The sequence below is a fragment of the Pseudomonas sp. S3_G06 genome (genome assembly GCF_054667565.1).
In genome coordinates this window covers 1,129,405-1,144,645 of record NZ_CP162738.1, presented here as the reverse complement: position 1 = coordinate 1,144,645, position 15,241 = coordinate 1,129,405, and the positions used below count along the sequence as shown (strand labels likewise).

Annotated in this window: 14 protein-coding genes; 9 read left to right on the top strand and 5 right to left on the bottom strand. The window is 61.2% G+C overall.

The window, feature by feature from the left end; all coding sequences use genetic code 11:
* Positions 1-258 precede the first annotated feature (258 nt).
* The gene (locus AB4N47_RS05245) at positions 259-813 is read left to right on the top strand and encodes an RNA polymerase factor sigma-70 (RefSeq protein ID WP_008088195.1); all 555 of its coding nucleotides are present in this window, start codon (positions 259-261) and stop codon (positions 811-813) included.
* A gap of 136 nt (positions 814-949) precedes the next feature.
* Here the strand turns inward: AB4N47_RS05245 and AB4N47_RS05240 are convergent, their stop codons facing one another.
* The 3 genes from AB4N47_RS05240 to AB4N47_RS05230 all read right to left on the bottom strand — a co-directional run bounded on the left by AB4N47_RS05240 (position 950) and on the right by AB4N47_RS05230 (position 3,563).
* Positions 950-1,963 carry a GNAT family N-acetyltransferase gene (locus AB4N47_RS05240; protein ID WP_341639405.1) on the bottom strand — a complete coding sequence of 338 codons (1,014 nt, stop codon included), beginning with the start codon at positions 1,961-1,963 and terminating at the stop codon, positions 950-952.
* Positions 1,964-2,048: 85 nt separating this feature from the next.
* A complete protein-coding gene (locus AB4N47_RS05235; RefSeq protein ID WP_341639404.1) occupies positions 2,049-2,846 on the bottom strand; it encodes a substrate-binding periplasmic protein in 798 nt (265 codons plus the stop codon).
* A gap of 93 nt (positions 2,847-2,939) precedes the next feature.
* Entirely contained in the window at positions 2,940-3,563 is a 624-nt protein-coding gene (locus AB4N47_RS05230) for a TetR/AcrR family transcriptional regulator (RefSeq protein WP_341639403.1), read from the bottom strand.
* A 184-nt stretch (positions 3,564-3,747) separates the two neighbouring features.
* Between AB4N47_RS05230 and AB4N47_RS05225 the strand changes: the two genes are divergently transcribed.
* The 8 genes from AB4N47_RS05225 (at position 3,748) to ppnP (ending at position 13,074) form a co-directional block, all read left to right on the top strand.
* Positions 3,748-5,532 carry an acyclic terpene utilization AtuA family protein gene (locus tag AB4N47_RS05225; RefSeq protein ID WP_341639402.1) on the top strand — a complete coding sequence of 595 codons (1,785 nt, stop codon included), beginning with the start codon at positions 3,748-3,750 and terminating at the stop codon, positions 5,530-5,532.
* Between the two features lie 12 nt (positions 5,533-5,544).
* The gene (locus AB4N47_RS05220; RefSeq protein ID WP_122700113.1) at positions 5,545-6,429 is read left to right on the top strand and encodes an SDR family oxidoreductase; all 885 of its coding nucleotides are present in this window, start codon (positions 5,545-5,547) and stop codon (positions 6,427-6,429) included.
* 3 nt (positions 6,430-6,432) lie between these two features.
* A complete protein-coding gene (atuC, locus tag AB4N47_RS05215) occupies positions 6,433-8,049 on the top strand; it encodes a geranyl-CoA carboxylase subunit beta (protein WP_341639401.1) in 1,617 nt (538 codons plus the stop codon).
* A gap of 30 nt (positions 8,050-8,079) precedes the next feature.
* The gene (gene atuD, locus AB4N47_RS05210; RefSeq protein WP_056788533.1) at positions 8,080-9,237 is read left to right on the top strand and encodes a citronellyl-CoA dehydrogenase; all 1,158 of its coding nucleotides are present in this window, start codon (positions 8,080-8,082) and stop codon (positions 9,235-9,237) included.
* Complete coding sequence (locus tag AB4N47_RS05205) at positions 9,234-10,031, top strand: enoyl-CoA hydratase/isomerase family protein (RefSeq protein ID WP_341639400.1); 798 nt, start codon at positions 9,234-9,236, stop codon at positions 10,029-10,031. Before atuD ends, AB4N47_RS05205 begins: the two co-directional genes overlap by 4 nt.
* A 112-nt stretch (positions 10,032-10,143) precedes the next feature.
* Positions 10,144-12,105, top strand: a complete 1,962-nt coding sequence (locus AB4N47_RS05200) for an acetyl/propionyl/methylcrotonyl-CoA carboxylase subunit alpha (RefSeq protein WP_341639399.1) — start codon at positions 10,144-10,146, stop codon at positions 12,103-12,105.
* A 70-nt stretch (positions 12,106-12,175) separates the two neighbouring features.
* Complete coding sequence (locus AB4N47_RS05195; protein WP_024013686.1) at positions 12,176-12,718, top strand: 3'-5' exonuclease; 543 nt, start codon at positions 12,176-12,178, stop codon at positions 12,716-12,718.
* A 71-nt stretch (positions 12,719-12,789) separates the two neighbouring features.
* A complete protein-coding gene (gene ppnP, locus AB4N47_RS05190; RefSeq protein ID WP_039759849.1) occupies positions 12,790-13,074 on the top strand; it encodes a pyrimidine/purine nucleoside phosphorylase in 285 nt (94 codons plus the stop codon).
* A 73-nt stretch (positions 13,075-13,147) separates the two neighbouring features.
* Here the strand turns inward: ppnP and AB4N47_RS05185 are convergent, their stop codons facing one another.
* Positions 13,148-13,954 carry an MOSC domain-containing protein gene (locus tag AB4N47_RS05185; RefSeq protein ID WP_341639398.1) on the bottom strand — a complete coding sequence of 269 codons (807 nt, stop codon included), beginning with the start codon at positions 13,952-13,954 and terminating at the stop codon, positions 13,148-13,150.
* Positions 13,955-14,141: 187 nt separating this feature from the next.
* On the bottom strand, positions 14,142-15,077 hold the full coding sequence (locus tag AB4N47_RS05180; protein WP_122611530.1) for a chemotaxis protein CheV: 936 nt from the start codon (positions 15,075-15,077) through the stop codon (positions 14,142-14,144).
* Positions 15,078-15,241: the final 164 nt, after the last annotated feature.

Here is a 15,241-nt window from a genome sequence, read left to right as displayed (position 1 = left end):
TGAGGCCGGGGATCTGCACCCGGGCCATTCACCAATGAGAACGGATGGAGTGGGGAAATAATTAGTCGGCAGGCGCGACGTCCAGCGGGGCTGGGGTGCGGCGGCGTGTCGCAGTTGGCAAAACACATCGCCTTACAGCAATACCTCTCTTTCTCATTTGACAATCATTATCATTCAACATAATTTGTCGCTCGATGTGTAGGACGGCGCCGTCCCCCGAGGCCCTCCCACTAACCTATTGGCAGCAAGGTGATTTCCATGACGGAACAAGTATCCACAAGCAGGTGCGATTCACCGCTACTTCAGGCATTCGTCGACAATCGACTGATTCTGGTCAAGATTGCAGCCCGCATTACCGGTTGCAGGTCTCGTGCCGAAGATGTGGTTCAGGATGCGTTTTTCCGACTGCAATCGGCGCCGCCGATCACGTCGTCGATCAAGGCTCAGCTGAGCTACCTGTTCCAGATCGTGCGCAACCTCGCCATCGATCACTACCGCAAGCAGGCGCTCGAACAGAAATACTCAGGCCCGGAAGAGGAAGGCTTGAACGTGGTGATTCAGGGCGCTTCGCCGGAAACTTCGCACATCAACTTCTCGACTCTGGAACACATCGCCGATGCGCTGACCGAACTGCCCAGCCGCACCCGTTATGCCTTCGAGATGTACCGTCTGCACGGCGTGCCGCAAAAGGACATCGCCAAGGAACTGGGCGTATCGCCCACCCTGGTCAACTTCATGATTCGTGATGCGCTGGTGCACTGCCGCAAGGTCTCGGGCAGTCGGCGGGATGCGGTGATTGCCGGTCGTCGTTAGGATCCGGATTCTGCGTCAAGCCATTCGCGAGCAGGCTCGCTCCCACAGGGTTTGATCAACGACACAAATCCAGTGTGGGAGCGAGCCTGCTCGCGAAAGCGGCCTCAGACCCAACGAAATTCCGAGGCCGAATACATCAGGCCAACCGGCACCGATCAAAAAACCGCTCCCGTCCCAGAATCATCAACGCCGCGCGCTTGTGCGGGAAATCGAATTCCTTCTCGCAGTGAAAGCATTGGTTGTGCATATGGCCGATCATCTTCGCGTTGTCGGCACGTGGCTCGGCAACCACGCGCTGGGTCCGTGGATCATCGAGAAACAGGTAATGCACCAGCGCCGATAACCAACTCGCCACTTTATGCGGGCCGCGATGACTTTCCTCACCGACCAGCATGTGAATGCCACGGTCGTAATCGCCGGCATCGTAGAACGGCGCGATGCGATCTTCCTTGGCCCAGTAGGCTTCGAAATAGGCGAATGGCTGATCATCAAAACAGCCGATCAGCGTCAGCGTGTGCGGATCGGCATCGAGCTTGTTGAGATAGTCGCGATGCTGCTCAAGGCTGCCCTCCTCCTGCCAGAAACTCGCCACGCGCGGGCTGTTCTGCCAGCGATTGAAGCGCGACAGATCTTCCTCGATTTCCAGCGTTCGCAAGGAAATCCACGCGCCGAGCCGCGCATCGAAACGCCGGTAGACTTCACCGCGCGGCTTCACCGGTCGCAGCGGATGGCGCTTGCCATGGCTGATAACCATTTGCTGCGGATAGCTGCCGGTCAGTGAAGTGCCCAGCCACGGCTGCGGCAGTTGCCAGAACAGCGTGCGCTCGCAGCGATACTCACCGGCGACTTCGGTATTGATCAGCAGACCACTGCGCAAGGCTTCGGTCGGTGGCTGATCGAGTTGCCAGGTCAATTGCTGGCACGCCGGGTCACGGGCGAACAGCCAATAACAGGCGGCCCACAAGGCTTGCCCGGGCGGCAGGGCAAAACGTTCATCAAGCTGAATCGGGCCATTGGCCTCGCGGTCCAGGCGCAGCCGAATCAGCGGTTGCCCGTCCAGGCTCAGGCTCAAGCGGCTCTCGGTAGCATCAGCGATCAAGCGACTGCCCGAGGGCAATGCCAGGGCAGTCAGGTCATTCAGATTGGACATGGGTCGGGCTCACGTAATCGTCGACAGTTCAACGAAGTGACGTGAGCCGGGAGGGGAAATTTAAGCGCGAGAGGCAATTAGCGCTTCAGTGATGAGGCGCCGGCATCACGGCAATCCTGTACGGCTCGAAAATCCTCAGCAATTCGCCGTTGTCGCGCAAGCGCTGCAGCAGGTTGCCGAAGGCTTCGCCGGTGATCGGAGCGTTTGGCCGCAGAATCGAGTAATGGTGATAGATCTGATCGGTGCGCTGCGAAGCCAACAGCTCGTCGCGGACCTTCTCGTTGCGCAGCAGGTAATCGAACAGATAGGAACGGGTGACCAAGGCAATGTCGGCGCGTCCGCGCAGGACCATCAGCAGGTTGCTGTCGTGAGAATAGGTCAGCGTGGCGTTGTAGTTGTGCGCGAGGTATTTCGGGTCGGCGTTGAAGTTGGCGAATTCGTAGTGATAACCGCTGAACAGCGCCAGACGTTTGCCCGACAGGCTCGAGAAGTAGTTTTGCTGGCGGCCGTCTTCGCGTTGCGCGACGAAAATCTCGGCGTCTTCCAGGCCCATGTCGACGTCGTCGTGGGGAATGTCCTTCCAGCCCCACTCGGGGTTCTCGAAGATCGCCATATCGATGCGGCCCTGCTTGAAATCACCGAAACGGCGCGGGATCGACGTCGGCACCAGGACGAACTGATAGTCGCTCTGCGAGCGGTTCAGCGCCTCGATCAATTGCGGCAACAGGCCGGTATCGGCGCCGTTTTCCGGGCGAATCGTGTAGGGCGGGAAATGCGCGGCGCCGACCCGGACCAATTGCGCTGACTGAGCGGGCAATACCCATAACGCAGCCAGCGCAGCGAGCATCAGCCCGGCGGCTGTCCGAATTGGCGAAGACTTCAAAACACCCCACTCCCCGAAAAAAATAGCGATCAATGCATTCAAGCTAGGCGGTTTCGCCGACTTAGCCAGTTTGTCGGCCGGTCCGACAACCGTTCAACGCGCTTCGAGGACCAGAATCAGCGCTTCATCGGCGAGCTGATCGAGGCTCAAACTGCCGCCGGCACGGAACCAGGTGGTGGTCCAGGACAGTGCGCCGGTAAGGAAACGTCGGGTAATAAAAACGTCGCCGCGAATATAGCCGGCATCCTTGGCCTCGCTCAGCACCTGCAGCCAGATGTCTTCATAAACGTCACGTAAAGCAAGGACTTTAGCCTGGCCGTCTTCGGACAATGAGCGCCATTCGTACACCAGCACCGCCATCGCCTCGCCACTGCCGCCCATGATCGACTGCAATTCGCAGCGAATCAGCGCCAGCACTTTCTCGCGCACGTCACCGGCTTCGGCCAGGGCTGCGCGCATCAGCGCGGTGTTGTAGCGGATGGTTTCCTCCATCACCGCGCGGAGAATTTCATCCTTGCTTTTGAAGTGATGAAAAATGCTTCCCGACTGAATGCCCACAGCGCTGGCCAGATCGCGCACCGTGGTGCGCTCGTAGCCTTTGTTGCGAAACAGGTGAGCCGCCACTTGCAGCAATTTGCCGCGGGCGCTGTCCGGGTCGGTCAACTGGCCTTGGTCGACCAGTTCGCGCATGACCCGCAGGGCTTTTTGCTCGTCCACCCGTTCTCTCCTACAGTCGATCAGTGTGTTGCCCCCTGTAACCGCAGGGTTGCGCGCAATTTAAGCCGCGCGCGGGCACCAAGCAAGCGCTTGGGCAGAAGAATGTTTCGCCTGTTTGCAAACCAAGCGCTTGCTTGGTAGCCTCCAGACACTTCTGTCGCAGGTCCCTGAGTCGGAGATAAAAATGCCAACCACCGTGCGAATCGGCTGCGCCAGTGCTTTTTGGGGCGACACTTCCACTGCTGCCGCCCAGCTTGTCTCCGGCGGAAACCTGGATTATCTGGTGTTCGATTATCTGGCCGAGATCACCATGTCGCTGATGGCCGGCGCGCGCCTGAAAGACCCGCAGGCCGGGTTCGCGGGTGACTTCGTTGAAGTGCTGGCGCCGCTGCTGACGCAACTGGCCGAACAGAACATCCGCGTGATCAGCAATGCCGGCGGGGTCAATCCGCAGGCCTGCGCGACGGCCCTGCAAGCGGCCTGTGACCAGGCTGGGGTCCAGCTGAAGATCGCCGTGTTGCTCGGCGACGACTTGCAAGGACAGCTCAAAAACCCCGCCGATATCCGCGAAATGTTCAGCGGCGCCCCATTGCCGCGTATGTGCGTGTCGACCAACGCCTACCTCGGCGCGCCGGGAATTGTCGAAGCGTTGCGCCTGGGTGCCGACATTGTCATCACCGGCCGGGTGGTCGACAGCGCCGTGGTCAGTGCGGCGCTGGTTCACGAATTCGACTGGTCGTGGCATGACTACGAAAAACTCGCCCAGGCCGCGCTGGCCGGGCACATCATCGAATGCGGCGCGCAGTGCACCGGCGGTAATTTCACCGACTGGCGCGAGGTGCCGGATTACGAGCACATCGGTTTTCCGATCGTCGAGGTCAGCGCCGATGGCCAGTTCCTCGTCAGCAAACCCGAAGGCTCCGGCGGCCTGGTTACGCCGCTGACCGTCGGCGAGCAGATGCTCTACGAAATCGGCGATCCGCAGGCCTATCTGTTACCCGATGTGATCTGCGATTTCACTCAGGTCAAACTCCAGCAACAAGGCAAAAACGTCGTGCAGGTGCACGGTGCCAAAGGCCTGCCACCCAGCGACAAATACAAGGTCAGCGCCACGTACCCGGACGGTTTTCGCTGCACCGCCAGTTGCCTGATGGCCGGCATCGACGCGGTGGACAAGGCGCGGCGGGTCAGTCAGGCGATCATCGACAAGACCGCCGAGATGTTCAGCCTGCGCGGCTGGGCGCCGTACAGCGAAACCCATGTCGAACTGCTCGGCAGCGAAGCCACCTACGGCCCCCACGGCCAGCGCCGCGACAGCCGTGAAGTGGTGATCAAAATCGCCGTGCGCCACCCTGACAAACGCGCGCTGGTGCTGTTTTCCAAAGAGATCGCCCAGGCCGCGACCGGTATGGCGCCCGGTCTGACCGGCATTGTCGGCGGACGTCCGACCGTGTACCCAGTCATCCGCTTGTTCTCGTTCCTCGTCGATAAAAGCGCCTGCGCCCTGCAAGTCGACATCGCAGGCGAACGTCATCCTTGCGCCCTCCCCGACCCGGTGGCCCTCGACAGCGCAGATTTGCCGCTCGCCCATCAGCCACCCAAACCCCAGGGCCGCGCCGATGCCAGTGTGCCGCTGGTGAAACTGGCGGTGGCGCGCTCCGGCGACAAGGGCAACCACAGCAATATCGGCGTGATGCCGCGCCATCCCGATTACCTGCCATGGATCGCCGAAGCGCTGACCCCTTCGGTGGTGGTCGACTGGATGCGCCACGTCCTCGATCCGCTTCTCGGGCGTGTCGAACGCTGGTATCTGCCCGGCACCCACAGCCTCAACTTTCTTTTGGAAAACGCCCTCGGCGGTGGCGGTGTCGCCAGTCTGCGCATCGACCCGCAAGGCAAAGCCTTCGCCCAGCAACTATTGGAAATCCAGATCCCGGTGCCGCAGAGCATCGCCGAACAGCTCGACTAGAGGATGGTGTGCATGGCTTACGCGTCGATTTTTCGCGCCGATCTGTTCAGCGGCCAGAACCTGATTGTCACCGGCGGCGGCAGCGGCATCGGTCGCTGCACCGCCCATGAACTGGCGGCCCTCGGCGCCAATGTGCTGCTGGTCGGGCGCAAGCCGGAAAAGCTGGAAAAAGTCGCCGCCGAAATCGCCGAGGACGGCGGCCGCGCGCACTGGAAGGCTTGCGATATCCGCGATGAAGAAGCGGTCAAGCAACTGGTCAAAGAGCTGATCGCCGAACACGGGCCGATCCACGGTCTGGTCAACAATGCCGGCGGCCAGTATCCGTCGCCCTTGGCCTCGATCAATCAGAAGGGCTTTGAAACCGTGCTGCGGACCAATCTGGTCGGCGGGTTTCTGATGGCCCGGGAAGTGTTCAACCAGTCGATGAGCAAACACGGCGGCAGCATCGTCAACATGCTCGCTGACATGTGGGGCGGCATGCCCGGCATGGGCCACTCGGGCGCCGCGCGTTCGGGCATGGACAACTTCACCAAGACTGCCGCGTTCGAGTGGGGTTACGCCGGGGTCCGGGTCAACGCCGTGGCGCCGGGCTGGATCGCCTCCAGCGGCATGGACACTTACGAGGGCGCATTCAAAGCAGTGATTCCGACCCTGCGCGAGCATGTGCCGCTCAAGCGTATCGGCACCGAATCGGAAGTCAGTGCGGCGATCGTGTTTCTGCTCAGCCCGGCGGCGGCATTCATCAGCGGCACCACGGTAAAAATCGACGGCGCCGCCAGCCTCGGCAGTCGTGCCTGGCCGCTGCACAAGGCCAGCCACAGCGAATCGTTCAACGGTTTTCACCGCGCGTATTTACCAGAAGTGTTGCGTCCCGACGTGCTCAAGGACAAGGAATAAGCCATGGCGCAGATTCAGTCGCAACTCGATCCGCACAGCGAAGCGTTCGCGCGCAACCGCGTGGCCATGCTCGCCGCCATCGAGCAGGTGCAGCAGCTTGAACAGAACCTGTTGAACAAGGCCGCCGAAGCCAAAGACAAATTCAGCAAACGCGGGCAACTGTTGCCCCGCGAGCGCTTGAACCTGTTGCTCGACCCCGGCGCGCCGTTTCTCGAACTGGCCAGCCTCGCCGGCTATAAATTGCACGACGACAAGGACGGCAGTTCGGCCGGTGGCGGGCTGATTGCCGGCATCGGTTATGTCTGCGGCATCCGCGCGATGGTGGTCGCCAACAACAGCGCGATCAAGGGCGGCACGATCTCGCCGAGCGGCCTGAAAAAATCCCTGCGCCTGCAACAGATCGCGCGGGAGAACAAACTGCCGATGATCACCCTCGCTGAAAGCGGCGGCGCCAACCTCAACTACGCGGCAGAGATCTTTGTCGAAGGTGCGCGCAGTTTCGCCAATCAGGCGCGCATGTCAGCCATGGGTTTGCCGCAGATCACCGTGGTACACGGCTCGGCCACCGCAGGCGGCGCCTATCAACCGGGGTTATCGGATTACGTAGTGGTGGTGCGCGGCAAGGCCAAGCTGTTTCTCGCCGGCCCGCCATTGCTCAAAGCGGCGACCGGCGAAGTGGCCACCGATGAAGAACTCGGTGGCGCCGAGATGCACGCGCAGGTCGCCGGCACTGCCGAATATCTCGCTGAAAACGACGCTGACGGCATACGCCAGGTCCGCGACATCATGCGCATGTTGCCCTGGAACGAGCAGCTGCCGTGGCTGCCGCAGCCGCAATTCAAAGAACCGCTCTACCCCATCGACGAACTGCTCGGGCTGATCCCGGACGATGCAAAAAAGCCCTACGATGTGCGCGAAATTATCGCGCGGATTGCCGATGAATCGGACTTTCTCGAATTCAAAGGCGAGTTCGATCAGCAAACCCTTTGCGGCCAATTGAAAATCCAGGGCCGCGCCTGCGGCTTCATTGGCAACAACGGACCGATCACCCCGCAAGGTGCGAGCAAGGCGGCGCAGTTCATCCAGTTGTGCGACCAGAGCCAGACGCCGCTGCTGTTTTTCCACAACACCACGGGTTTCATGGTCGGCACCGAATCGGAACAGCAAGGCGTGATCAAGCACGGCTCGAAACTGATCCAGGCGGTGGCCAACGCACGGGTGCCTAAACTGACCATTGTCGTCGGCGGTTCCTACGGCGCCGGCAACTACGCCATGTGCGGGCGCGGGCTCGATCCGCGCTTCATCTTCGCCTGGCCCAACAGCCGCACGGCAGTAATGGGCGGCGCACAGGCCGGCAAGGTCTTGCGCATCGTTACCGAAGCCAAACAGCTCAAGGACGGCATCGAGCCGGATCCGAAAATGCTCGACATGCTCGAACAGATGACCGCGCAGAAACTCGACAGCCAATCCACCGCCCTGTACGGCAGCGCCAACCTGTGGGACGACGGCCTGATCGACCCGCGCGACACCCGCACCCTGCTCGGTTACTTGCTGGATATCTGCCACGAAGCCGACACGCGCAAGCTGCAACCCAACAGCTTCGGCGTCAGCCGCTTCTGACCGCCACGGATCCTACGGAGAACAACAACAATGATCTTCACCCCGGAACACGAAGCCCTGCGCCGCACCGTCCGCCAGTTCGTCACGCACGAGATCAACCCGCACGTCGAAGAATGGGAAAAGGCCGGGCGCTTTCCCATCCACGAGATTTTCCGCAAGGCTGGCGAGCTGGGTCTGCTGGGCATTTCCAAGCCGGAAAAATTCGGCGGCATGGGCCTCGACTACAGCTATTCGATCGTCGCCGCCGAAGAGTTCGGCACCATTCATTGCGGCGGGATTCCGATGTCGATCGGCGTGCAGACCGACATGTGCACACCCGCCCTCGCCCGCTTCGGCTCCGACGAACTGCGCGAAGAATTCCTCCGGCCGGCGATCACGGGCGAACAGGTGGGTTGCATCGGCGTTTCCGAAGTCGGCGCCGGCTCCGATGTCGCCGGGCTGAAAACCACAGCACGCAAGGACGGCGATGACTACGTGATCAACGGCAGCAAAATGTGGATCACCAACTCGCCGAGCGCCGATTTCATCTGCCTGCTGGCCAACACTTCGGACGACAAGCCGCACATCAACAAGTCGCTGATCATGGTGCCGATGAACACCCCGGGGATCAGCCTCAGTTCGCACCTGGACAAGCTCGGCATGCGCAGCTCGGAAACCGCGCAGGTGTTCTTCGACAACGTGCGCGTGCCGCAGCGCAATCGCATCGGCCATGAAGGCGCCGGGTTCATGATGCAGATGCTGCAGTTCCAGGAAGAACGCCTGTTCGGCGCGGCGAACATGATCAAGGGCCTGGAATATTGCATCGACAGCACCATCGAGTACTGCAAGGAGCGCAAGACCTTCGGCAACGCGCTGATCGACAACCAGGTGATCCACTTCCGCCTCGCCGAATTGCAGACCGAAATCGAATGCCTGCGCGCGCTGGTCTATCAGGCCACCGAGCAGTACATCAAAGGTCAGGACGTCACGCGCCTGGCGTCGATGGCCAAGCTCAAGGCCGGACGCCTCGGCCGTGAAGTCAGCGACAGCTGCCTGCAATATTGGGGCGGCATGGGCTTCATGTGGGACAACCCGGTGGCCCGCGCCTATCGCGATGTGCGCCTGGTATCGATTGGCGGCGGCGCCGACGAAATCATGCTGGGGATCATCTGCAAGCTGATGGGCATCCTGCCGGGGAAAAAGAAATGAGCCGCCTGCCCGATTGCCAGACGCTGTTGCTGGAACTGCATGGCGGCGTGCTGCACATCACCCTCAACCGCCCGGACAGCCGCAACGCGATGAGCCTGCAAATGGTCGCCGAACTGCGCGCGGTGCTGACGGCGATGCACGATGACCGCACAGTGCGGGCCTTGGTGCTCAGCGGTGCCGGCGGGCATTTTTGCGCCGGCGGCGACATCAAGGACATGGCCAGCGCACGGGCTCAGGGCGCGGACGCTTATCGCGAGTTGAACCGGGCGTTCGGTGCGTTACTGGAGGAAGCCCAGCACACGCCGCAGGTGCTGATCACTGTGCTGCAAGGCGCGGTGCTCGGCGGCGGCTTCGGTCTGGCCTGCGTCAGCGATGTTGCGATTAGCGATCACCAGGCGCAGTTCGGCTTGCCGGAAACCAGCCTCGGCCTGATCCCGGCGCAAATCGCACCGTTTGTGGTGCAACGGATCGGCTTGACCGAAACCCGGCGACTGGCGCTGACGGCGGCGCGTTTCGATGGCGCTGAGGCACAGCGATTGGGGATGGTGCATTTCGTTGAACAGGATGCGCAAGCGTTGGCCGAGCGACTGGATGAGGTCTTGCAACAGGTGCTGCGCTGCGCACCGGAAGCGAATGCGATGACCAAGAAATTGCTGTTGGCGAGTGCCGGGCAGCCGTCGAATGAATTGCTCGATGACGCGGCGCAGTGGTTCAGCGCGGCAGTGACTGGAGACGAAGGGATCGAAGGCACCTTGGCCTTTATGCAAAAGCGTAAACCGCGGTGGGCTATCTGAAAGCTTCGCGAGCAAGCTCGCTCCCACAGGTTGAAATGCATTCCAAATGTGGGAGCGAGCCTGCTCGCGATGAGGCCACCCCATTCACCGCTATCATTTCAGGAACCCCACCATGCCCGCCATCCACAAAATCCTGATCGCCAACCGCGGTGAAATCGCCTGCCGCATCCAGCGCACGGCCCAGGCGCTGGGTTATCGCACAGTCGCCGTGTTCAGCGACGCCGACGCCGATGCGCTACACGTGCAAATGGCCGACCAAGCCGTGCATATCGGCCCGGCGCCGGTGCAGCAGTCGTACCTCAACATTGCGGCGATCCTCGACGCCGCCCGCCGCAGCGGCGCCGACGCGATTCACCCGGGCTACGGCTTTCTCTCGGAAAACGCCGATTTCGCCCGCGCCTGCGCCAAAGCCGGGCTGACTTTCATCGGCCCCAGCGTCGGAGCGATCGAACTGATGGGCAGCAAACGCCTGTCGAAAATCGCCATGCTCGACGCCGGCGTGCCATGCATTGCCGGCTATCAAGGCGCAGCGCAGGACGACGCGACCCTGCTGGCCGAAGCCGAGCGCATCGGCTATCCGCTGATGATCAAGGCCAGTGCCGGTGGCGGTGGACGTGGCATGCGCCTGGTGCACGAGGCCAGCGAACTGGCGGCGCAACTGCGCACCGCGCGGTCCGAAGCAATGAACGGTTTCGGCAGCGACGAGTTGATTCTTGAGCAGGCGTTGATCGAACCGCGTCACGTCGAAGTGCAGCTATTCGGCGACCAGCACGGCCATCTGGTCTACCTCGGCGAACGCGATTGCTCGATCCAGCGCCGTCATCAGAAAGTCATCGAAGAAGCGCCGTGCCCGGTGATGACCGCCGAGCTGCGCCAGGCCATGGGCGAAGCGGCACTCAAGGCCGGGCGCGCGGTGGATTATGTCGGCGCCGGCACCGTGGAGTTCCTCCTCGACGCACGCGGGCAGTTCTACTTTCTGGAGATGAACACCCGTCTGCAGGTCGAGCATCCGGTGACGGAAATGATCACCGGCCTCGATCTGGTCGCATGGCAGTTGCTGGTTGCCGAGGGCCAGCCGCTACCGCTGACGCGGGCACAGATTCGCCTCGACGGTCACGCCATGGAAGTGCGCCTCTACGCTGAGGATCCCGCTGCGGATTTTCTTCCGCAAACCGGCCGAATTGCCGCATGGCAACCGGCTTCGGATCACGGTGCGCGCATCGATCACGGTCTGCTTGAAGGTCAGTCGGTCAGCCCGTTCTACGACCCGCTGCTGGGCAAACTGATCGCCCACGGCGCCACCCGCGAAGAGGCGCGACGCAAATTGTTGCGTGCGGTGCAGGACACCGTGCTGCTTGGCGTGCAAAGCAACCAACGCTTGCTCGAAGGCCTGCTGCAACATCCGCAGTTCATCAGCGGCGACTTCAGCACCGCTTTCATCCAGCAACATTTTTCCAGCCATGCCAGCCTCATCACTTATGTGCCGACGACGGCGCAACTGGCGATTGCCGTGGCGTTGTTCTACCAGGCCAGCGCCCTGCCCCATCGCGCCCCGCTGAACGGCTGGCGCAACAACGCTAGCGTGCCGTTGCACTATCGACTCGGCAGTGACGAGCAGGACTGGACGCTGGCGGTGCTGGCGCGCAAACCCGGCGAGTTGGTCGTGCAGGCTGGCGAAAGCACTGTGGCGGTGAAAATCATTGAGCACGCCGCGCAATCGATCACCATCGAAGTCGACGGTCTGCGCCAGCGCCACGCCTATCGTCTGCACGATCGGCAGCTGTGGCTGTTCACCCATCCGGGCAGCCTGCGCATGGAGGATCGAACTCATGCGCCGATCGACAGTCAGACCAGCGTCGCCTCCGGCACCCTGAAAGCCCCGATGGACGGTGCCATTGTCGATGTGCTGGTCAGCGAGGGCAGTACGGTCAGCAAGGGTCAATTGCTGGTGGTGCTGGAGGCAATGAAAATGGAGCATCCGTTGAAGGCCGGCATCGATGGCGTGCTCAAACGGGTGCAAGTGAAGGTCGGCGATCAGGTAAAAAATCGTCAGGTTCTGTTGCAGGTCGAGTAGTCGCCCGGGCACAAGCGCGGGGTTTGACTACGCTCTGATAAATCAGAACGCGGAAATCAGGAACCCTGCGATGCCCCATTGGCTGGTCATAGATCTGGAAGCCACCACAGACGAGGGTGGCTGGCCGGTCACGGAAATGGAAATTATCGAGATCGGTGCGACCCTGGTCGACCGCGCCGGGCGCGAGCAGGATCACTTCCAGCGCTTCGTCAAACCGACCCGCCGGCCATTGCTGACGCCATTCTGTCGGGAGCTGACACACATCACTCAGGCCAACATCGATTCGGCGCAACCGCTGAGCGAAGTCTGGCCGGCCTTTGAGCGTTGGCTGGCGCAGCATCAGGCTCGCCTTGAAGGCTGGGCCAGTTGGGGCGGTTACGATCGCCAGCAGTTGCTCCAGGAGTGGCAGCGCCTGAACATCGACAGCGGCCTGAGCAAAGTCCCGCACATGAACCTCAAACAGCGCTTCGCCAAGGCCCGGCGCCTGGAACGACCGCTGGGGCTCAACGGCGCGTTGCAACTGGCGGGCATGCAGTTCAACGGCCAACAACATCGCGCGCTGGAAGATGCCCGCAATACCGCACGGTTATTGCCGCTGGTCCTGCCGCTTTAGACGCGTGACGGCGCGAAAAGCCTTGTGCATACTGGCCGCCCCCTTTTAAGCCCTTTTCGAGGAATCCGCCCATGTTTAAAGTCAACGAGTACTTCGACGGCACCGTCAAGTCGATCGCCTTTGGCACCGCTGAAGGTCCGGCGACCATTGGCGTCATGGCCCCGGGCGAATACGAATTCGGCACCAGCCAGCGCGAGATCATGCATGTGGTTTCCGGCGCGCTGAGCGTAAAACTGCCAGACAGCAGCGACTGGGAAACCTTCGCCGCCGGCAGCCAGTTCAACGTCCCGGCCAACAGCAAGTTCCAGCTGAAGGTCGCGGTCGATACCGCTTACCTGTGCGAATACCGCGGCTGATCCCGCCGGTTTCACAGCGCAAAAAAATGCCCGCGTCCAAAAGACCCGGGCATTTTTCGTTTCAGGGGAAACTCTATTCGAGAATTTCCACCGGCATGCCGACTTCCAGGCGGCCGTTGCCGTCGTTGACCAGATTCTGTCCGAACATCGCGCCATCGGCGGTTGAGCGATGTTTCTGTAACGTCGCGAACGGCTCGCGATCGGCGCTGCGTTCACCGGTTTGCGGGTCAACAGTGGTCATGATGCAACGCGCGCACGGCTTGACCACGCGAAACTCGATATCGCCGATGCGAATACGTTTCCATTGATCCTCGGCGTAAGGTGCGCTGCCTTCGATGACCAGATTCGGACGGAAGCGCAGCATCTCCAGCTCTCGCCCTACCGTTTCCGAGAGGGCCAGCCGCGAAGCTTCGCCGATCAGCAGCAATGGATAACCGTCGGCGAACGCCACTTGATCGTCATCCTTGCCGAAACCCGACTGCGTGGTGCGTGCCCGCTCCAGCGGCATTTGCACCAGACGTGTCGGCTTGCCAAGGAAGTCGCTGACAAAACGCGCGGCTTGATCACCGGCGTCCGGCACCCGCAGGGTGTCACGCCAGATCGTCACACCGCGCAGCTCGGCGTCGGCCGCGGGCAGCGCGACTTCGATAGAACCCTGCTCGGGAGCGCTGAGGGTCAGACCGCCGCCGGCATTCCATAACGCCGATAACTGACTCATCTTCGCTTCGGCACGCTGGGTCAGAAAGCGCCCGCTGGCCTCGTCCACCAGCATCCAGCGGCGGTCGCCTGCCAGCCCGAGCTTGTCCAGCTCGATGCTTTGCAGGATTTCGCCCTTGCCGGATTTCAACGGGTAACGATAAAGCGCGCTCAGACGCAGCATGGCCAGCTTCCTTGGAGGAAAAACGCCACCCTATACGAGCTTCAATACCGAATCAAAGCCGTCATTAATGTAAATACACTTCTGTGGGAGCGAGCCTGCTCGCGAAGAGGCCGGCACATTCACCATCAATGTGTCCGACCCAGCGCTTTCGCGAGCAGGCTCCCACAGGTAGCAAAATGTGCGTGTCTCAGGCTGGCACGACGTCGAGCATCAGACGCTGGCGCACCACGTCGACCAGTTTGTCCGGCTGGAATTTGGAGAGGAAGTTGTCGCAGCCGACCTTCTTCACCATCGAGTCGTTGAAACTACCGGACAGCGAGGTGTGCAGCACGACGTACAGGCCACGCAGGCGAGGGTCGTTGCGGATCTCCGTGGTCAGGCGATAACCGTCCATTTCCGGCATTTCCGCATCGGTGAAGATCATCAGCAGTTTATCGGTCATGTGCACGCCGGTATCGGCCCAGGCCTTGAGCATGTTCAAGGCTTTCAAACCGTCGCTGGCAATGTGCATTTTCACCCCGAGCTGGCCGAGAGTATCGCGCAATTGCGAAAGCGCTACGTTGGAGTCGTCCACCAGCAACACTTCGCGGCCACGGGCGCGCTCCAGTACCGGGTCGTCGAGTTTCTCGCGCGACACCTTGGCGTTGTACGGGACGATTTCAGCGAGGACTTTCTCGACGTCGATGATCTCCACCAGTTGATCGTCGACCTTGCTGATCGCGGTCAGATAATGCTGGCGGCCAGCACTGGTCGGCGGCGGCAGAATGGCTTCCCAGTTCATGTTGACGATGCGGTCGACGCCGCCAACGAGGAAGGCCTGCACCGAACGGTTGTATTCGGTGACGATGATCGTGCTGTTCGGGCCCGGCACCAGTGGGCGCATACCAATTGCCTGGGACAGGTCGATCACCGGCAAGGTCTGTCCGCGCAGATTGACCACGCCGCAGACGAAAGGATGACGCTGCGGCATCAGGGTCAGCTTGGGCAGTTGCAGCACTTCCTGAACCTTGAACACGTTGATCGCGAACAGCTGGCGTCCGGCCAGGCGAAACATGAGGATTTCCAGGCGATTCTCACCCACCAGTTGCGTGCGTTGGTCTACCGTGTCGAGAATGCCGGCCATCAATGACTCCTGGGCTTGTTCTGATGAATTCACTATGGGGGTTTATCGGCTGCATTCAGCTAATCTTGATTGCTGTAAAGCGCGCCGCTAAAAATGCCATAAACGACCATTGATGTCACACTGACATCATGCTTTACTGGCAATCGTGATTTCATCTGCTAGAT